At 39.5% G+C, this 18,468-nt stretch carries 19 protein-coding genes; 12 read left to right on the top strand and 7 right to left on the bottom strand.

The features are described from left to right. Positions 1 to 42: 42 nt before the first annotated feature. Together ACZ5L8_RS07220 and ACZ5L8_RS07225 are read right to left on the bottom strand one after the other, a co-directional pair. Complete coding sequence (locus ACZ5L8_RS07220) at positions 43 to 1,008, bottom strand: lytic transglycosylase domain-containing protein (protein ID WP_462598055.1); 966 nt, start codon at positions 1,006 to 1,008, stop codon at positions 43 to 45. A 15-nt stretch (positions 1,009 to 1,023) separates the two neighbouring features. Further along, positions 1,024 to 1,698 carry an alpha/beta hydrolase gene (locus ACZ5L8_RS07225; protein ID WP_464440583.1) on the bottom strand — a complete coding sequence of 225 codons (675 nt, stop codon included), beginning with the start codon at positions 1,696 to 1,698 and terminating at the stop codon, positions 1,024 to 1,026. Between the two features lie 151 nt (positions 1,699 to 1,849). Between ACZ5L8_RS07225 and ACZ5L8_RS07230 the strand changes: the two genes are divergently transcribed. Then, positions 1,850 to 2,149, top strand: coding sequence for an N-acetyltransferase (locus ACZ5L8_RS07230; protein WP_462598053.1), 300 nt, complete (start codon positions 1,850 to 1,852; stop codon positions 2,147 to 2,149). Between the two features lie 50 nt (positions 2,150 to 2,199). On the opposite strand, the gene mtaB is transcribed toward ACZ5L8_RS07230, so the two are convergent. Further along, positions 2,200 to 3,537: a tRNA (N(6)-L-threonylcarbamoyladenosine(37)-C(2))-methylthiotransferase MtaB gene (mtaB, locus tag ACZ5L8_RS07235; protein WP_464440931.1), complete on the bottom strand. Its 1,338-nt coding sequence runs from the start codon at positions 3,535 to 3,537 to the stop codon at positions 2,200 to 2,202. Positions 3,538 to 3,649: 112 nt separating this feature from the next. On the opposite strand from mtaB, the gene ACZ5L8_RS07240 reads away from it, so the two are divergent. From ACZ5L8_RS07240 to ACZ5L8_RS07280, 9 genes are all read left to right on the top strand, one after another. Further along, positions 3,650 to 5,260 (top strand): ABC transporter substrate-binding protein, encoded by a 1,611-nt coding sequence (locus tag ACZ5L8_RS07240; RefSeq protein ID WP_464440932.1) that lies wholly within the window; start codon positions 3,650 to 3,652, stop codon positions 5,258 to 5,260. Positions 5,261 to 5,325: 65 nt separating this feature from the next. Continuing rightward, positions 5,326 to 5,586 carry a hypothetical protein gene (locus tag ACZ5L8_RS07245; RefSeq protein ID WP_464440584.1) on the top strand — a complete coding sequence of 87 codons (261 nt, stop codon included), beginning with the start codon at positions 5,326 to 5,328 and terminating at the stop codon, positions 5,584 to 5,586. A gap of 9 nt (positions 5,587 to 5,595) precedes the next feature. Continuing rightward, the gene (locus tag ACZ5L8_RS07250) at positions 5,596 to 5,874 is read left to right on the top strand and encodes a hypothetical protein (protein ID WP_464440585.1); all 279 of its coding nucleotides are present in this window, start codon (positions 5,596 to 5,598) and stop codon (positions 5,872 to 5,874) included. Between the two features lie 337 nt (positions 5,875 to 6,211). Then, positions 6,212 to 6,829 carry a TetR/AcrR family transcriptional regulator gene (locus ACZ5L8_RS07255; RefSeq protein WP_464440586.1) on the top strand — a complete coding sequence of 206 codons (618 nt, stop codon included), beginning with the start codon at positions 6,212 to 6,214 and terminating at the stop codon, positions 6,827 to 6,829. Further along, the gene (locus tag ACZ5L8_RS07260) at positions 6,819 to 8,132 is read left to right on the top strand and encodes a TolC family protein (protein ID WP_464440587.1); all 1,314 of its coding nucleotides are present in this window, start codon (positions 6,819 to 6,821) and stop codon (positions 8,130 to 8,132) included. Before ACZ5L8_RS07255 ends, ACZ5L8_RS07260 begins: the two co-directional genes overlap by 11 nt. A 13-nt stretch (positions 8,133 to 8,145) precedes the next feature. Then, positions 8,146 to 9,234 carry an HlyD family secretion protein gene (locus ACZ5L8_RS07265; protein WP_464440588.1) on the top strand — a complete coding sequence of 363 codons (1,089 nt, stop codon included), beginning with the start codon at positions 8,146 to 8,148 and terminating at the stop codon, positions 9,232 to 9,234. A gap of 3 nt (positions 9,235 to 9,237) precedes the next feature. Then, positions 9,238 to 10,815 carry a DHA2 family efflux MFS transporter permease subunit gene (locus tag ACZ5L8_RS07270; protein WP_464440589.1) on the top strand — a complete coding sequence of 526 codons (1,578 nt, stop codon included), beginning with the start codon at positions 9,238 to 9,240 and terminating at the stop codon, positions 10,813 to 10,815. A gap of 115 nt (positions 10,816 to 10,930) precedes the next feature. Continuing rightward, entirely contained in the window at positions 10,931 to 11,200 is a 270-nt protein-coding gene (locus ACZ5L8_RS07275) for a hypothetical protein (RefSeq protein WP_464440590.1), read from the top strand. 29 nt (positions 11,201 to 11,229) lie between these two features. Beyond that, positions 11,230 to 12,258 carry a glycoside hydrolase family 43 protein gene (locus ACZ5L8_RS07280; RefSeq protein WP_464440591.1) on the top strand — a complete coding sequence of 343 codons (1,029 nt, stop codon included), beginning with the start codon at positions 11,230 to 11,232 and terminating at the stop codon, positions 12,256 to 12,258. A 67-nt stretch (positions 12,259 to 12,325) separates the two neighbouring features. Here the strand turns inward: ACZ5L8_RS07280 and ACZ5L8_RS07285 are convergent, their stop codons facing one another. Further along, positions 12,326 to 13,504, bottom strand: a complete 1,179-nt coding sequence (locus tag ACZ5L8_RS07285) for a GlmU family protein (RefSeq protein ID WP_464440592.1) — start codon at positions 13,502 to 13,504, stop codon at positions 12,326 to 12,328. Positions 13,505 to 13,533: 29 nt separating this feature from the next. On the opposite strand from ACZ5L8_RS07285, the gene ACZ5L8_RS07290 reads away from it, so the two are divergent. Further along, positions 13,534 to 13,656: a hypothetical protein gene (locus ACZ5L8_RS07290; protein ID WP_464440593.1), complete on the top strand. Its 123-nt coding sequence runs from the start codon at positions 13,534 to 13,536 to the stop codon at positions 13,654 to 13,656. A gap of 101 nt (positions 13,657 to 13,757) precedes the next feature. Here the strand turns inward: ACZ5L8_RS07290 and rpsA are convergent, their stop codons facing one another. Further along, on the bottom strand, positions 13,758 to 15,650 hold the full coding sequence (rpsA, locus tag ACZ5L8_RS07295) for a 30S ribosomal protein S1 (RefSeq protein ID WP_464440594.1): 1,893 nt from the start codon (positions 15,648 to 15,650) through the stop codon (positions 13,758 to 13,760). Positions 15,651 to 15,826: 176 nt separating this feature from the next. Between rpsA and ACZ5L8_RS07300 the strand changes: the two genes are divergently transcribed. Continuing rightward, complete coding sequence (locus ACZ5L8_RS07300) at positions 15,827 to 16,663, top strand: alpha/beta hydrolase (protein WP_464440595.1); 837 nt, start codon at positions 15,827 to 15,829, stop codon at positions 16,661 to 16,663. Positions 16,664 to 16,694: 31 nt separating this feature from the next. Here the strand turns inward: ACZ5L8_RS07300 and cmk are convergent, their stop codons facing one another. Together cmk and porQ are read right to left on the bottom strand one after the other, a co-directional pair. Continuing rightward, positions 16,695 to 17,390 (bottom strand): (d)CMP kinase, encoded by a 696-nt coding sequence (gene cmk / locus ACZ5L8_RS07305; RefSeq protein ID WP_464440596.1) that lies wholly within the window; start codon positions 17,388 to 17,390, stop codon positions 16,695 to 16,697. 7 nt (positions 17,391 to 17,397) lie between these two features. After that, on the bottom strand, positions 17,398 to 18,414 hold the full coding sequence (gene porQ / locus ACZ5L8_RS07310) for a type IX secretion system protein PorQ (protein WP_464440597.1): 1,017 nt from the start codon (positions 18,412 to 18,414) through the stop codon (positions 17,398 to 17,400). Positions 18,415 to 18,468: the final 54 nt, after the last annotated feature.

An 18,468-nucleotide genomic window follows, 5' to 3' on the forward strand; every position in this document is an offset into this window, starting at 1 on the left:
TTTCGCGAAAGCAACCCTCAAACAATTCATTTTATTCTCTTCTTAATTTCCTACGCTGTACGTATAAGAACCTTCTTTAGGGATCTTGATAAAGTACTCTTTGCGAGATTTATTATTAAGGTGATCTTCTCTCAACCACGGATTGTGAATTTTTAAGATCTTGTAATTTATATCAAACTTCTGAGCAAACTTCACAAAGTCAGTCACTGCTGTATCCACTCTTACTTCATAAGTAGGAACCGAAGCATACATATCCTGAGGCCTGTAGTTAAACCCAAACTTCTGTGGATCTTTTAAAATCTCTTTTAAAGCAATCACTCTAAACATATAGCGCCCTGTTTCCTCGCCTAGCAAAAGATCATAATAATCGTTTACATCCTGCTCACGTAATCTTCTGTTGATGCCTGCAAGACCAGCATTATATGCAGCTGCTGCTAGTGTCCAACTGCCTAATTCTTCTTTACTATGCTTAAGATAATCACAAGCAACTCGAGTTGCCATCTCAATATGGTAGCGCTCATCAACATTATCATTTACTTCAAGACCGCCATCTTTTGCAGTACCGCTCATCAATTGCCAAAAACCAGTAGCTCTAGCAGGCGAAACAGCCTGTGTTAATCCACTTTCTATCACCGCTAGATATTTAAAATCTTCTGGCACACCTTCTTCTTTTAAAATAGGCTCAATAAGCGGGAAGTATTTGTGTGCACGTTTTATAAGAAGTAAACCATTACTCTGCCAATAAGTGTTTACTAAAAGTTCGCGATCCATACGCTCTTTTATATCCGGATTTTCTAGCGGCACTTTCTCACCAGCAAACTCCAGATCATCCTGCATCGGGATGGCGTAGACATTATAATCGTTAACTAATTTATCCTTAAAGTTATTTTTCTCAGGAGAATCCTGAACCTTTTTTTGTTGTTTCGGTGCATCTTGCACCGCCTGTATTGATACTAGCGTAATAGCGATCAGGCCTATTCCCGCAAGCACATTTTTCATTTTAATCATAGCTTGATCTTGTTTTTAGTTAACGCAATTTACCGAATAATTTTCTAAAATATCAGGAAGCTTTTTGTTAAACCACAGGTACTGAGTGATTATCATAATGTGCGTTCCGCCGGGCACTGTAATGCAGTTTTTAATGTATTTATGCGGAAAAACCGTATCAGCATCACCATGAATATGAACAAGAGGTTGTGGCGGCTCTTCCTGCTCCCAGCAAAGCATTTGCTCAAGCGCCCACGAGAGATATTTAGGATCATTTACAGATAGATATTTCTCATATAAAGAAAGCTTTTTCTTCAACCATTTATTTGGCGCCATACGCCTCAACGCAGGCAAATTCTTAAATATGCTTACCGGCGCGATATTGTATAAAGCTAGCTTTCGCGAAAAGTTCATACGCTTAGGCAATTCATATTTGCTTTTAACGCTGCTTATGAGCACAAGCTTGTCTACATGAATGATCTTAGCAATTTCTTGCACAAGAACACCTCCAAAACTCACACCAATTAGGATAGGATCTGGCTCTGTGATCTCATTACTTATACTAGTTGCATACTCTTGTAAAGTCTCTGAAGTTTCTGGAATGATCCATTGTAGCTTATGAATTACATAATCTTCTTCTGGCAGCTTAATAAAGTTAAAGATCTTGGGACTCGCGGCCATCCCTGGCATGAGATAAACGTGTGCAGGCATACTTCAAAATTAGTGGTTTAACATTTTTGACCCTTGATAAATCGTTAATTTTTCGTAAATTTGATACATGATCGTGTTAACTTGTTGTTAACGTTTTCCCGCCAAACCAAAAGAATCATTAGACCGAAAATCTAAATTAAACCAAATATTTATGGAAGTAATGAATGATATTGAGATTACAGACAATGAATTCTTAAGGCAATTTGAAGCCACTTTTGATGAGAAACTTGCTAAGATTGAATACTCTCAGCAAGATCGCAAAATCTTTCTTACGAAAATCACTATGCCAGAAGGCACAGAGGATCACATGACCGATTTTATCGTTGCTGTTTTTAATATCATTGAAGACAGAAATATAAGCCTTGTTCCCACAAGTCCAGAGATCGCTAAATTCATGAGATCTAATCGTAGAAAGTATAAAAAACTTTTACCTGTGGGGATTAACATCTAGCTATTTTACCTCCATAAAAAATAAAAAAACCTCGCAGCTGCGAGGTTTTTTTATGCATATATGTTCTCTTGTTCTTCTACAAAATCAAACCGCACAAGACCATCTTCATCAATGTGCGTTAATTCAACATCGTGTAGTGTATTTACAAGCTCAGGATTCCATGGGGCTTTTACTTTGACGTAGTTTTCTGTAAAACCGTGAATGTATCCTTGTTTATTTTCACCTTCAAAGAGCACTGTTCTTTCATCTCCTACTTGCGATTCGTAGAACGCGCGACGCTTTTTCGCCGAAAGGCCTCTAAGCATTTTACTTCTCTTCTTACGCACTTTTAATGGCACCACGCCTTCCATCTCTGTCGCCAACGTATTGTCACGCTCAGAGTATGTAAAAACGTGTAAATATGAAATATCTAGATCGCTCAAGAATTTATACGTATCCAAGAAATGTTCATCTGTCTCGCCAGGAAAACCAACGATCACATCAACACCAATACACGCGTGAGGCATCTTTTCGCGAATGCGAGCAACACGATCTACATAAAGTTCGCGGCGATAACGACGGCGCATTTTACCCAAGATCTCATTGTTCCCGCTCTGCAATGGTATGTGAAAATGCGGCACAAAAGCCCTGCTTTCAGCAACCAGATCTATGGTATCGTTTTTAAGTAAATTAGGCTCTATGCTTGAAATTCGTAAACGTTCGATTCCATCTACTTTATCAAGCTCTGTAACGAGGTCAAGAAATGTGTGCTCGTGTTTCTTGTTCCCAAATTCTCCCTTACCGTAATCACCGATATTTACACCGGTAAGTACGATCTCTTTAATGCCTTGCTCTGATATTTCTTTGGCATTCGCCAAAACGTTATCTAATGTATCACTTCGTGAAATACCACGCGCCAGCGGAATGGTGCAATAGGTACACTTATAATCGCAACCATCCTGAACCTTGAGAAAAGCACGCGTGCGATCGCCTATTGAATAAGAGCCAACATAAAAATCTGCTTCTTGAATCTCGCAACTATGTACCTCTCCTAAATCATTTTTAGAAAGGTCGTTTAGATAATCTGTGATCTTAAATTTTTCAGTAGCGCCCAGAACAAGGTCCACACCGTCAACGGCCGCCAATTCTTCTGGTTTTAATTGCGCATAGCAACCCACCGCTACAACAAAAGCATCCGGATTGATCTTTTGTGCTTGCTTTACAATGGTTTTAAAACGCTTATCTGCGTTATCTGTAACGCTGCAGGTATTAATTACATAAATATCTGCATGAGTTTCAAATTCTACCCGTTCAAAGCCTTCTTGCTCAAAACTGCGCGCAATGGTCGAAGTTTCAGAGAAATTCAACTTACAACCCAGCGTATAGAATGCGACTTTTTTTGAACCTATGTCAACCACGTAACGTTATTTTTAATTATTAGGTTAATTTCGCCATAAGGCGCCTACCTTATTAAAAAAGTGGTGCAAATTTACTCAGAATAATGCTATTGCTCAAAATTTGATGTCCTTAAAAACCATTTTAAGTCAATTCCTCATAATAATTACACTCGCTGTATGCTGTATTTCGTGTAGTGACGATAAAACAACCTTCAACGACTCCCAAGTTTTTCGCTATAATGAGCAGTATAATATTGCGACACTAGATCCTGCTTTTGCGCGTAATCCTCCTATTATCTGGCCCACGAACCAATTGTTTAATGGTCTGGTAAAACAGGATGACAGTCTTAATGTTGTGCCTGATGTTGCCAAAAGTTGGCAAGTAAGCGAGGATGCGAAGACATACACTTTCACACTTAGAGATGATGTGTTTTTTCATAAGCATGAGAAGTTTGGTAAAGACAGCACACGCGCAGTAGTTGCGCAGGATTTTGTTTACAGTTTTAACCGACTTAAAGATCCGGCGGTTGCTTCTCCCGGCGGTTGGGTATTGGGTAATGTAGAAGAATATCATGCTGAGAACGACTCAACTTTTGTCATAAAACTTAGCCAACCGTTTCCTGCTTTTCTTGGGCTTCTGGGTATGCGTTATTGTAGCGTTGTGCCGCATGAAGTCGCAGATTTTTATGGTTCAAAATTTAGATCTCATCCCATAGGCACTGGTCCGTTTAAATTTAAGCGTTGGGAAGAAGGGGTTAAACTTGTCTTGCGACGAAATGAACTCTACTTTGAGAAAGACGAAACCGGCAATCAGTTACCCTATCTTGAAGCAGTTGCAATCACATTCTTACCAGATAAACAAAGTGAATTTCTGCAGTTTGCTCAAGGTAATCTGGATTTTTTAAACAGTTTAGATCCATCTTATAAAGACGAATTGCTTACCACTAAAGGCAAACTAAGAGACAAATATTTAGATAAAGTCAATATTCTTACTGGGCCGTTTCTCAACACTGAATATCTAGGCTTCTTTCTTGACAAACAAGGAGAATCTCAATCTAAACTGCTTAGGCAAGCAGTAAATTATGGCTTTGACCGTCAAAAGATGATCACATATTTGCGCAATGGTATTGGGATTCCGGCGAATGCTGGTTTCATTCCCATGGGATTGCCAGGCTATGGTGAGACTGCTGGTTTTGAATACAACCCAGAAAAAGCCAGAGCACTCATATCGCAATACATCAATGAAACTGGCGACGCTTCTCCTACGCTCAACATTGGCACAAACAGTCAATATCTAGATATTTGCGAATATATTCAGCGAGAAGTGGGCAAATTAGGTCTAGAGATCACAGTTGATGTTATGCCGCCTTCTACCCTACGCCAGATGAAAAGTACTGGGCAGCTGCAGGTTTTTCGCGCAAGCTGGATCGCAGATTACCCGGATGCTGAAAATTATCTTTCGCTATTTTACAGTAAGAACTTCACGCCTAACGGCCCTAACTACACCCACTTTAAGAATGAGCGATTTGATGCGCTTTATGAGCAAAGTTTTCTATTAACAGATATTACTGAACGTAAGAATCTCTATGCGCAAATGGATAGCATTATCATCGCTGAAGCTCCCGTTGTACCGCTGTATTATGACCAGGTAGTACAGTTTGTTCAGAAGAATGTAAAAGGATTAAAACCCAACCCGCAAAACTTTCTCAATCTTAAAACGGTGCGCAAAGAATAAAGGGGATTTCCTGTAACTTTTTTGGCGAAAGCCACACCTATATACTACATTAAAAGTTTAGTATTATGGGGTTTGGAGGTTCTGTTGCGGCAATGATCACCTCGCTTAAAAATAATAAGCGAGAGCGTAAAACACGTTTTGATAAAGACCTGGGGCAGATAGATCGCAAGCCCTTTGTAGATCATAAAAAATCTACGCCAGAGCAACTAGCAGCCCTGCGTGAGCGCATTAAACAAGAACAAGCACTTACTAGTTTAAGAACTAACGCCCTGATAGTTTTGATCCTTGCTGCACTTGCAGGAATTGTACTGTGGCTAATGTATTAAAAATAAGCTATGAGTTTTGGTCTAGGACAAGGCATGGTGATTTCTATACGCAATAACCTGAAATTAAAGGGTAAGCGTAAAACATACTTTGACCGCGAGGTCACAAAGGCAGATATGGCTTGCGCCAAAAAAACTGCCAAACCAAAAATGAGTCCCGCTCAACTGACGAAATTCAGTCGTATTTATAGGCTTCACAAATTAAGAAGACAGAAACGTGTTTTAGGGATTTGGATCTCTGTGATGATACCACTACTTTCTGTGTTGTATTACTTTCTCTTTCTATATTAAAATGCTCAACAGATGGTTTCAAAACCCAAAGTAGCTGTTGATCTAGTTCAACGAATACTTTATATACCAAAACTTGTCATTGAGCATGCTCAACATGCACTTCACTAAATATAATATCCTATTGAATGTGCTCAACGGATATTTTACAACACAAAACCAATTGTTGAGTACAGTCAACGTTTACTTTTCAAAACAAAAGTAGCTGTTGAGCAACTATGCTCTCGTATAATTAAAAGCAAATGGATAACGACAACCTTTGCGTAGATTTTTGAATTTATTAACAATTAAACAAACGTTTAATTTAAACAACTGTTTAATTTTGTCAAAAATTTCCAGAATGGATTTTAATGAGAAGCAAATAGAGATTCTTGAGGTGGTAGAACGCCTCTTCTCAGAAAATGGTTTTGATGGTACTTCTTTGAGGCAGATCGCTAAAGAAGCAGGTATCAACATTGCTATGGTGAGCTATTATTTTGGTTCTAAAGACAAAATGCTAGATGCCCTTATTCAATATCGCATGGCCGACTTCAGGCTACAGCTGGATGCGGTGATGCATGAGGATAGCAGTTTTGATGAGAAATTAGAAAAAATAGTAGAACTACTGGTGAGCCGTGTTCACAGTAAAAAGAGAATCTACAAAATCCTGCATTTTGAATTTAGCAACAGATCTCGCGCAGACTTTGAGAAGTTAAAAGCACAAAAGCTAGACAACTACGCACTTTTTGAGCAATTTATCAAAGACGGTCAGGATGCTGGCGCTTTTAGAACAGGAATAAATGCTGCTCTTATTATCCCTACCATTCTGGGTACTTATTTTCACTATAACTACAACAAGGAGTTTTTTGTTGAGAAGTATGGTATTAATGAAGACATGGACGAAGATCAGTTTGTTCACACCACACTTACACAACACCTCACTCAAACAATTAAAGCTTTATTATCAAATGAAAAGTAGATTTTTATTGATTCTTCTTTTGGCTACAGCCAAAATAGGATCATTAAAAGCTCAAGAAAGGCATTTGACTTTAGAAGAGGTCGTGACAATGGCGCTTCAAAATAGCAATGCCTCAAAAATTGCCGAAAGCCGTGTGAAAGTGGCAGAAGGCGAGCTTAAAACAACAAAAAGCCTGCAATATCCAGATGCGAATATCAGCGGGCAATACATGTACCTCTCTAATCCAGATGTTGAGTTGCAATTTGGCCAAGGTTCTGGCGCAAGCGATGGCGAAGATTCTGGTGAAGGCGGCGACATGCCAAAGGTTAATCAGTTAATGATAGGTCAAGCAAATGTGAGCATGCCTATTTTTTCTGGTTTTAAACTTAAGAATCTGGTAAAAGCAAGTGAAGCTAGCTATCAAGCAGCATTTTTAAATGCACAGAACGAGCAAGAACAAATTGCTTTACAGTCCATTCAACTGTATGTGGCATTGTACAAAGCCACGCAAACTATAGGACTTGTGGAAGAAAATCTTAAAAGTGCACAACAGCGCGTTACAGATTTCACAAATATGATGGATAACGGTTTGCTTGCAAAAAATGATTTGCTTAAAGCACAATTGCAAGAAGCAAATATTTCGGTTTCTTTGGCTGAAGCCAAAAAAAATAGGAAGATCTTAAACTCAAGACTTGCTAAACTTTTGCAGCTAGAACAAAACACGAAAATAGATCCCGTGATCACTGAAGTTGGTATTCTTGCAGACCTTAGTGTAGAGCGCAAAGATCTGGAAGCGCTAAACTACAGAAAAGAAGCTGCACAAGATCAGATCAAAGTAGCTCAAAGTGCTTACTATCCTTCTCTTGCCATTAATGGCGGTTATATCGCGCTGGATGTAAAAAATGCACTTACCGTTAAAAACGCAATGAATGTGGGCGTGGGTGTAAGCTATAATCTGGCGAGTATATTTAAAAATAAAGAAGAAGTAAAATTGGCTAAAGCCAAAGCTCAGGAGCTAGATTATCAAATAGAAGATACAAAAGATAAGATCGAGCTTCAGGTAGAAAATGCGCAAGACGAGTACCAACTCGCCCTTGAAAAACTTGAAACTTACTCAAAATCTGAGGAGCAAGCCATAGAGAATTACCGCATTGTTAAAGACAAATACGACAACGGTTTACAAGACACAAATGATCTTCTTGAGGCAGATGTGCAACAACTACAAGCAAGAATTGATCTGGCTTACGCCAAAGCGAATATCGCTGAAAAATACTACGAATTACAAGCCGCTACCGGCCATTTAAAACAACAATTTACCAAGTAAAGAATCTTCTACAATGGAACAGAATACGAAGAAAAAGACAAATAAGAAGTTCATCTTCATCATAGGTGGACTATTGCTTGTGGGTATCGTTTATGGTGGTTACAAATACATCCATTCACTGTCTCACGAAGAAACTGATGATGCACAAATTGAGGCAAACATGACCAGCATCATCCCTAGAGTTAATGGATATGTGAACAAAGTCTATGTTTCAGATAATCAAAATGTAAAAAAGGGTGACACACTTTTCACTATTGATCAAAAAGATTATATCGTAGCATTAGAGCAAGCTAAAGCAGGTTTGGCTGCCGCCGAAAGTCAGATAGCAGTGGCTGAAGCAAGCACGTCTGGTTTTCGTGCAAACGCAGCAGCAAGCAGCGCACAGATATCATCATCTCAAGGTAATATTGAAAATGCTAAGATAAAATTGCGTCGTGCTACAGATGATTACAAGCGATACAAAAATTTGTATGACAGCAAGTCTATCACAGCGCAACAATATGAGCAAGCACTTGCCGCAAAAGAAGAAGCAGAGAATCAACTTAAAATTTTAGAAAGTCAACAAAAGGCTGTGAGAAATCAAAGTCAGGCGGCATATTCTCAAACTTCAGTTGCAGATAAGCAGATCACCGTAGCAGAAGCTAACTTAAAAAGCGCTCAAGCTAAAGTAGACGCTGCTCAACTTAACCTTGATTACACCGTTGTCACTGCTCCTATCGATGGGCAACTTTCTGCAGTAGAATTACAAAGCGGACAGTTTGTTTCTCCGGGCCAAGCGTTGATCTATCTAGTGAATACTACAGACAAATGGATCGTTGCAAACTTTAAAGAAACGCAACTAGAGAAGATGAAAGTAGGTCAGGAAGTTCATGTTAAAGTGGATGCATATCCAGACGAGGAATATGTAGCGCGTATCACGAACTTTTCGCCAGCAACAGGAGCTAGATTTTCATTATTACCTCCTGATAATGCCACAGGGAATTTCGTGAAAACGGTACAAAGATTACCTGTGAAAATTGAGTTTACTGATGATAACAGTGCAGAGCGTTTAGACTTACTTCGTGCAGGTATGAACGCAAATGTAGACGTATACTTAAACTAGATCATGGAACAAGAAGAAGACAGCTTAGTAGAATATGGCTTTAGACGTGTAATAATCACGATCACTGCCATACTGTGCGCGCTTCTCGAGATCGTAGATACAACAATTGTTAACGTTGCACTCAACGATATGCGAGGAAGCATGGGTGCGACGCTTAATGATATTGCCTGGGTGATCACGGCTTATGCTATTGCAAACGTGATCATCATACCCATGACGAGTTGGCTCTCAAAGCAATTTGGACGCCGAAATTATTTTGCAGCTTCAATAGTGATTTTTACCATATCATCATTTTTATGTGGTAACGCAACTAATATATGGGAGCTTGTGACCTTTAGATTCATCCAGGGTATGGGTGGTGGTGCTTTGCTAGTTACAGCACAAACGATCATTACAGAAAGTTATCCAGCCGCAAAACGTGGGATGGCACAAGCGATCTATGGTATGGGTGTGATCGTGGGGCCAACTTTAGGGCCGCCACTAGGAGGATATATTGTAGACCATTATTCTTGGCCTTATATATTTTATATCAACATTCCTATTGGTATCATTGCGACGATCTTCACGATCATGTTTGTGCGGAGTCCTAAATACGGTGAGAAGTTACGAGCAAATCAAGTAGACTGGTGGGGAATTGTATTTCTCGCATCCTTTATCGGTTCGTTGCAATATGTTTTAGAACACGGTCAACAAGATGACTGGTTTTCAAACTCAACAATTTTGATATTATCAGTAGTATCGCTTTTTGGTTTGATCGCATTTATCTGGCGTGAATTAGTGTACGAAAATCCAATCGTTAATCTTAGAGTGCTTAAAAACTCTAACCTTGCATTAGGAACGATCATGACCTTTATAATGGGATTTGGCCTTTATGGCTCAACCTTTATCATACCTATTTACACACAATCAATTTTAGGCTGGACAGCAACTGATGCAGGTTTATTATTAATTCCCAGCTCCATTACCACAGGTTTAATGATGCCTATAATAGGCAAATTGTTAGAACGTGGCGTGAGCCAAAAATACATGGTTGCCGCAGGGTTTGGAATATTCTTTATCTATAGTTTGTGGATGTATAAACTCATCACACCAGACACAGGTTCTGAGCATATGTTCTGGCCTTTAGTGGTAAGAGGTATTGGCCTTGGATTACTTTTTGTACCAATTACAACTCTTGCTCTTTCTACGCTTAAAGGAAGAGAAATAGGTGAAGGTGCTGCATTTACAGGTATGATGAGACAGCTCGGAGGATCATTTGGTATTGCGATCATCACAACAGTGATCTATCGTCTTAATGTACAACACAGAGTTGACCTAATTCCTAATATTACTGCGATCGACCCAGAAACGCAGCAACGCGTTAATGGGATGCAAAATATGTTTATGAGCAAAGGCTTTAGTGCAAATGAAGCATTACAGCGAGCATACGCATTAATCGACGGTAGCATCAGCTTACAAGGTACCGTTATAACCTATATGGAAATATTTTTATATCTAGGTCTTGTGTTCTTATGCTGTGTGCCTTTTGTTCTACTGATCAAAAAAGGTGCAGGTAAAGTAAACGCTGGCTCAGCACACTAAAAATTTAGCATACAAGTTATGCTATTAGGCAAACTGCCTTAAACCCCTAATTCTAAAAACCAGAGCTTTATAGTTCTGGTTTTTTTATATTAGTGACCTTCTTAAGACAATTATTATGGCATTTGGATTTGGTCCCGGGGCAGAAATGACAAAATCTGTCAAATCTAACCTTGCGCAAAAGGGTAAACGTAAAACCTATTTTGAAAGACAACTTGAGAAGACTGAGGGCAAAAAAGAGCTTTCTTTTAAGAAATTAAGTCCAGAAGAATTTGCCATATTTAAGCAAGAACTCAAAATAAAAACCAGAAAGCGCAACATCAAGATCTATCTTATTTCTGGTGTAATTATGAGCTTTATCATCGGCATGATGATTTATTTCTTATAATTGTGTAATAAATGTAAATATTACACTTAATGAAATATCTTTCTCTACTTTTAGTTGGGCTTTTATTATTTGGCTGTAAGCCAAAAGAAAATAGCAGCGAAAAAGTCAACACAGAAACCCCACAATCAGAACCTGTAACGATCACCAATCCACTTTTTGACCGTGGAGCAGATCCATGGATCATTAAAGATGGAGATGTTTACCACTACTGTTATGCAAAAGGAAACGGCGTAGCGATAAAAACCACTGAAAGTATTCCTGCGTTGCGTGAAGCTCCAGAAAAAGTGGTGTGGAAAGCTCCTAAAGATACCCAGTATTCTAAAGAGATCTGGGCTCCAGAATTGGCGATCATTGATGGATATTATTACATCTACGTTGCTGCAGATAACGGCGATAACGCAAACCATCGCATGCACGTTATAAAGTCAACCGAGAAGGATATTAATAGCGATTTTGAACATGTAGGCCAACTGAAAACGCAAGAAAATAAATGGGCGATAGATGGTACAGTGCTAGATTATAAAGATCAATTATACTTTATCTGGTCTGGCTGGGAAGGCACAGAAAATGTGGCTCAACACCTATATATTGCAAAGATGGACAGTCCAACGTCAATTAGCTCTGCTAGAGTTAAGATCTCTAGCCCTGATCAAGAATGGGAACAGCGCGGCTCAAATGGTAATTTACCAACCATCAATGAAGGTCCAGAAACCATCGTGAATGGTGATGATCTATTCATCGTTTATTCGGCTAGTGGTAGCTGGTCTAATTTTTATTGCCTAGGCATGCTTACCTTAACCGGCAACGATCCTATGGATGTTGCAGCTTGGACTAAATCTAACGGACCGGTCTTTGAAGGTGCTGACGGAGTTTACAGTCCGGGGCACGCTTCTTTTACTAAAGTGGACGATCAAGATGTTATTGTTTATCACACCGCTAGAGAAAAAGGTTCTGGCTGGGATAGAAAAGTAAAAGTACAACCTTTCACTTGGGAAGATGGTAAACCTAACTTTGGCAAACCGGTGCAAGACGGTGTAGAAATTACATTGAGTGAGTAATATTTTCGCTTAAAGCGAAAAAAACTATCAAACAAAAAAGGCAGGTAAATTACCTGCCTTTTGCTTTTTACCATCTTCGGTATTTTTTTGTTTCTTCAAAAACGTGCTCTAAGATGGCAGATTCTATTTCATCAAATTCTATATCGCGACGCGCCATAACTCTGGTGGCTGTTTCAAAAGCTTTCTTAGGCATATAGTTAGAAAATCCTGCGCTACCCCCCCAACTAAAAGATGGGATAAAATTGCGCGGAAAACCCGGCCCAAAAACATTACAACTCACACCTATCACGGTGCCGGTATTAATCATTGTGTTGATCCCTAATTTGCTATGATCGCCCATTACAAGACCGCAAAATTGGAGTCCGGTTCTGGCAAAACGCTCTGTCTCATAGCTCCAAAGTTTTACTTCGTCATAGTTATTTTTCAAATTACTGGTGTTTGAGTCTGCACCAATGTTGCACCACTCCCCTAACACCGAATTTCCTAAGAAGCCTTCATGACCTTTGTTGCTGTGCTCAAACATCACCGCATTATTGATCTCGCCACCGGCTTTACAATGTGGCCCAATTGTAGTAGGGCCATAGATCTTTGCACCCATTTTCACCAATGCACCTTCTCCCAATGCAAATGGCCCTCTAATGTTTGATCCTTCAAGAACAACGCTGTCTTTACCTAAATAAATAGGCCCCGCAGAAGCATTAAGGTTCACAAAATTGATATCTACACCTTCTTCTATAAAGATATTTTCTGGGTTAATGCAGTTTACCGTTTCTGGTATAGGCGCAGAAGTTCGATCTTCAGTTAACAGCTCAAAGTCCTGAGCGATGGCTTTATCATTCTTAGAAAAAATATCCCAAGTATTCTCAATGAATAAAGCTTCAGTATTTTCATATTCTAAACACTCATATTGATCAAAATCTACCTCTTCTTGATCTTCTGTGGTATAAAAAGCGATCACATCTTCCTCATAAAATATCGCCTGATTAGGCTTAAGATCTAGAATAAGCTCCACAAGATCTAGACTAGGTAAAAAACTAGCATTGATCATCACATTTTCTTCTAGCTCTACCATGGGATATTTGTCTGACAAATATTCTTCAGTGAGTGTAGAAGTGGTAGAACCTAGGTGCTTTTCCCACTTTTCTCTAATGGTAAGGATCCCTATTCTAATATCTGCAACGGGTCTTGTAAAGGTTAATGGCAATAGAGCATTGCGCACGGGCCCGTCAAAAAGTATATAATTCATAGCTGTTTTTTAGAGGTTAGAATTAAGATATGATCTCATTTCTTTATCTGGCTTTCGCCAAAGCAAAAATAATGAAATCTACTGCGCATGCGTTAGGGATTGCAGCGAAAATCCCGCAGTGCACCGCAGGGAAACGAGGAATTGTAGCGTAAAGCCCGACCTTGCCGCCGGTAGGCAAAAAGTAACGCCCTAACAAGAAAAAAGCCTTCCCAAAATTTGGAAAGGCTTTTATTATTTAAAAATGTACTACGGATTAGTTACCGCCTTCCATTTTCTTTTTCAATGCTGCAAGAGCATCATTTGCATCACCTAGTGTAGGTTGATTAGCAGCAGCTTGTTCAGCAGCTTTCTTAGCAGCTTGCTTTACAATCTTAGCTTCTTCTTCCTTGTGGATAGATGTATGCGATGCAACTACACGCTTAAAGTCCTTATTGAACTCAATGATTTGGAATTCTAGTTCCTCACCAGCAGCGATCTTGCCTCCATCTTCTTTCTCCATGTGACGAGAAGGAACAAATGCAGTGATATCTTCGTTAAATTTAACGGTAGCACCTTTGTCTACGATCTCTTCTACAGTACCATTATGTTTAGTACCTACAGCGAAATCATCCTCGTATTTATCCCATGGGTTATCTTCGATCTGCTTGTGACCAAGGCTCAATTTACGTCCATCAACATCAAGCTCAAGAACTACTACTTCTAGTTCATCACCAATGTTTGTAAATTCTGATGGATGCTTGATCTTCTTAGTCCAAGAAAGATCTGAGATGTAGATAAGACCATCAATACCTTCTTCTAGCTCTACGAATACACCAAAGTTTGTAAAGTTACGTACAATACCTTTGTGCTTAGAACCTACAGGGTACTTGCTAGTAATATCCGTCCATGGATCTGGAGTAAGTTGCTTAATACCTAGAGACATCTTACGATCTTCGCGATCTAGAGTCAATACTACAGCTTCTACTTCATCACCTACGTTTACGAAGTCTTGAGCGCTACGTAAGTGCGTAGACCATGACATTTCGCTAACGTGGATAAGACCTTCAACACCTTCTTCTACTTCTACGAATGCACCGTAGTCAGCAATAACAACTACTTTACCTTTAACTTTATCACCTACCTTAAGGGTATCGCTAAGCGCATCCCATGGGTGCTTCTTAAGCTGCTTAAGACCAAGTTGGATACGTGTTTTATCCTCATCAAAGTCAAGGATAACCACGTTAAGTTTTTGATCAAGTTCAACGATCTCATTAGGATGGTTGATACGAGACCAAGAAAGGTCAGTAATGTGTACAAGACCGTCAACACCTCCAAGATCAACGAATACACCATAAGAAGTGATATTCTTAACAGTACCTTCAAGTACTTGACCTTTTTCAAGTTGACCAATGATCTCTTTCTTCTGCTCTTCGATATCAGCTTCGATAAGCGCTTTGTGAGATACAACAACGTTTTTGAATTCTTGGTTGATCTTAACAACTTTAAATTCCATTGTTTTGTTAACGTAAGCATCGTAATCACGAATAGGCTTAACGTCTATTTGAGAACCTGGCAAGAAAGCCTCGATACCAAATACGTCAACGATCATACCTCCTTTAGTACGTGCCTTTACAAAACCAGTAACAATGCTACCATCTTCGTGAGCTTTGTTTACACGCTCCCATGCTTTGATCACACGAGCTTTACGGTGAGAAAGAACAAGTTGACCAGTTGCATCTTCACGCACATCGATCAATACTTCTACCTTGTCTCCTACTTTAAGATCTGGGTTATATCTAAACTCGTTAAGAGAGATAACACCTTCAGACTTAGCGTTGATATCAATGATAGCATCACGATCTGTGATGTTGATCACTTCACCTTCAACAACTTCGTCATCAAGGGTATCAACAAAATTTTCTTCAACAAGTTTCTCAAACTCATCTAGCTTATCATCATCGATTGGGTCAATACCTTCCTCGTAGTTGTGCCAGTTGAATTCTTTAAGAAATTTCTCAGGATTAGCCTGTGCAGGGTTTTCTACTCTAGGCTCTTTTGCAGCTTTTTCTTCTGCTTGTGTAGTCTCTTGAGCCTCTGTTGCAGTTGCTTGCTCTTGTGCAGTAGCTTCTACTTCTTGCTCTTGAGTTTTTTTTGTTTCTTCAGCCATAGCTGATCAAAAAATTTGTATTTTACGCTCTAGCGAAAGCCATTTATCAACTTCTAAACCGTAAAAGAGGTTATAAATTTGATTTTCAAAACCTTTTTGGGCTTTCATGGTGTTGTCAAAAAGGTGTGCAAAAGTACAACTATTTTCAACAAATTCTATTTCTTAAGACGTAAAAAATGTCTTTCACCCCAGATTTTCAAACTTCGCAGGTTAAGACTGCTCGTCACACACTATTTACAAAGGTTTTAAAAGCAGATCAACCCATTGCGTTTGTTTGCATAATTCACGGTTTTGGTGAGCATAGCGGGCGGTATGATCATGTCGCTTTGGCTTTCGCCGAAAGGCAAATCTCAACCTATCTCATAGATCTGCCGGGACACGGAAAATCCAGCGGTAAACAAGGCGATATCAAAGCTCTGAATGACTTTATACTTGCGATCGATGCTTTGATGGAATTAGGCAAAACCGAAAATCCAGCGCTTCCTTATTTTATGTACGGTCATAGCATGGGCGGCGGACTACTTTTAAGATACCTCACGCTGGTTGAAACTCCGCCACAAGCTGCTGTTGTTACTTCGCCTTGGCTTCAGCTGGCCAGTGAACCCTCAGCTTTTAAAATAATTCTGGGCAGAATGACCATGACCTTAGGATTAAATATTGCTCAAGATGCTGCACTTGACCCTAAATATTTATCCCACGATCCTGAAGTAGGAAAAAATTATATTTCAGATCCATTAACCCATGGTAAGATAACGCCTAAGGCTTTTTTCGCTTTACGCGAAAACGGTAATTACCTACTTCAAATGAATGAGGAGTTTAGAAATCCGATATTATTAGCCCATGGAACTGATGACAAGATCACCGCGATTGAAGCATCAAAAAAACTAGCTTCTCAACATCCCAAAACTGTATCATTTAAAGAATGGCCCAACCTACGCCATGAAACGCATAATGAAATCAACAAGAATGATGTGATCGATTTTTATGTTAAGTGGTTATTAGAAAAGATATAATATTTGGCTTTCGCCAAAAGAACAGCCCTTCTTAAATCCTACCGTAAATACGATCTTTTGCTAGCTGCAAAATGGTATGAAAGATATCATGCGCATTGATGTGTGTTGAATCTATCTCAATAGCATCTTCTGCTTTTACAAGTGGAGAATCTTCTCGTGTAGTATCAATATGATCGCGCTCTTGAACATTTTTTAAAACATCTTCATACTGCACATTATCGCCACGCTCTGTAAGTTCTAAATAGCGACGTTGTGCACGCTCTTCTGCACTGGCGGTCATAAATATTTTGAGTTCGGCATCTGGGAAAACTACAGTACCTATATCACGACCATCCATAACAACACCTTCATCTTTGCGCATTTCTTGCTGTTGTTCTACGAGTTTTTCGCGCACTTCGCTAATGGCTGCTATTTTGCTTACATAACCAGAAACTTCAAGGGTGCGGATCAAACGTTCTACGTTTTCGCCGTTAAGGCAAACCTCTCTACTGTTATTCTCTGGATTAAGTTGAAAGTTTATCGTGATCTCTGGCAGCGCTTCAATGATCGATTCTTTGTCAAGGAAATCTTCTCCTATTAGATTTCGCCGTAAGGCAAAAAGCGTCACCGAACGATACATTGCGCCAGTATCTACATAAATATAGCCTAACTCATGAGCTAGAAGTTTTGCTACGGTACTTTTTCCTGTTGAAGAATAGCCGTCTAGGGCAATGGTTATTTTTTTCAAAAGAGTATTAGAGTTGAAGGTTTAACCCAAAGAATCCTGAGCTTGCTGCGCTGTTGTATTTTGCGTAGGTATAACTCAGGCGCAATTTATTAAACTTGATCGAGAAGCCTGCGCTAATTCCTGCAAAACTGCGTTGATCTATCACGCGTAGTTCTTCGCCTCTTCTAAAGTTGTAGCCCAGCCTGATATTAAATCCGCCTTCTGGAAAAAGCTCTGCGCCCACGATGGTATGCCGTGCAAATTCATCAAAGAAATTTACATCTTCAGCAGTTTCATTGCCATTAAGATCTGTTGTGCTGCGCGCGGGATTCTCATAGGCGAGATTCCAATTTTGTAAGTTATCAAAAGTAACATGCCAGCGCACAGGGACATTAGGTACACGTTGTGAAAATCCTAAAGCTACATCAAGGGGCAAACTCTCATAAACATCGTCATATGCCGCGAACTGCGTGCCGGCATTGCGAATTACCGCAGCGATATTAAGATTAAGCTCTTTATTGACATAAATTATCCCCAGATCTAGCGCAGCTCCCAGAGATGTATATTGCTCTAACTTTGAGGAGATCATTTTGAGATTTGCCCCCACATAAAAGTCACTACGTGGAATATTCATCGCATACCCTACAGAAAGCGCCACTTCACCTCCACCAAAATCTCCCGTAGCATTACCTTGCTCATCATAGCCAGCAAAATTGCCATAATTAATATAGGTAACACCAGCATGGATCACTTGTGTATGCCTGTCTATCAAATATGCATAACTGGCCGTACCATAATTAACATCTGCGATATAATTCATGTAGTTAAGCGAAACGTTATTATCCATCTCTACATTAATCGTAGCAGGATTAAACATCGCACTTGTGGGATCATAGGCATAATCTGTAAGCACTTTACCGCCCAGCGCAGCTTGCTTAGGCGAAGCAGGAAGATTAAGAAATTGATATGTTGCCCGCCCTCCTATCTGTGCAAAGCCAGTAAGACTCATAATGCAAAAAAGAAAAAGAATGATAATATTTCGCATGAACAGCAACTTCTTGAGTCTAAATAAAAACGGATGCAAGTATAAATTATTTTG

The sequence above is a fragment of the Leeuwenhoekiella obamensis genome (assembly GCF_055391795.1).

Coding starts and splice junctions, on each gene's coding strand:
- ACZ5L8_RS07275 (WP_464440590.1), top strand. CDS start 10,931: ATGGCATTTGGATTTGGTCCCGGGGCAGAAATGACAAAATCTGTCAAA.
- ACZ5L8_RS07255 (WP_464440586.1), top strand. CDS start 6,212: ATGGATTTTAATGAGAAGCAAATAGAGATTCTTGAGGTGGTAGAACGC.
- ACZ5L8_RS07225 (WP_464440583.1), bottom strand. CDS start 1,698: ATGCCTGCACACGTTTATCTCATGCCAGGGATGGCCGCGAGTCCCAAG.
- ACZ5L8_RS07250 (WP_464440585.1), top strand. CDS start 5,596: ATGAGTTTTGGTCTAGGACAAGGCATGGTGATTTCTATACGCAATAAC.
- ACZ5L8_RS07270 (WP_464440589.1), top strand. CDS start 9,238: ATGGAACAAGAAGAAGACAGCTTAGTAGAATATGGCTTTAGACGTGTA.
- porQ (WP_464440597.1), bottom strand. CDS start 18,414: ATGCGAAATATTATCATTCTTTTTCTTTTTTGCATTATGAGTCTTACT.
- ACZ5L8_RS07300 (WP_464440595.1), top strand. CDS start 15,827: ATGTCTTTCACCCCAGATTTTCAAACTTCGCAGGTTAAGACTGCTCGT.
- ACZ5L8_RS07240 (WP_464440932.1), top strand. CDS start 3,650: ATGTCCTTAAAAACCATTTTAAGTCAATTCCTCATAATAATTACACTC.
- ACZ5L8_RS07285 (WP_464440592.1), bottom strand. CDS start 13,504: ATGAATTATATACTTTTTGACGGGCCCGTGCGCAATGCTCTATTGCCA.
- rpsA (WP_464440594.1), bottom strand. CDS start 15,650: ATGGCTGAAGAAACAAAAAAAACTCAAGAGCAAGAAGTAGAAGCTACT.
- ACZ5L8_RS07280 (WP_464440591.1), top strand. CDS start 11,230: ATGAAATATCTTTCTCTACTTTTAGTTGGGCTTTTATTATTTGGCTGT.
- ACZ5L8_RS07220 (WP_462598055.1), bottom strand. CDS start 1,008: ATGATTAAAATGAAAAATGTGCTTGCGGGAATAGGCCTGATCGCTATT.
- ACZ5L8_RS07245 (WP_464440584.1), top strand. CDS start 5,326: ATGGGGTTTGGAGGTTCTGTTGCGGCAATGATCACCTCGCTTAAAAAT.
- ACZ5L8_RS07260 (WP_464440587.1), top strand. CDS start 6,819: ATGAAAAGTAGATTTTTATTGATTCTTCTTTTGGCTACAGCCAAAATA.
- ACZ5L8_RS07230 (WP_462598053.1), top strand. CDS start 1,850: ATGGAAGTAATGAATGATATTGAGATTACAGACAATGAATTCTTAAGG.
- ACZ5L8_RS07290 (WP_464440593.1), top strand. CDS start 13,534: ATGATCTCATTTCTTTATCTGGCTTTCGCCAAAGCAAAAATAATGAAA.
- ACZ5L8_RS07265 (WP_464440588.1), top strand. CDS start 8,146: ATGGAACAGAATACGAAGAAAAAGACAAATAAGAAGTTCATCTTCATC.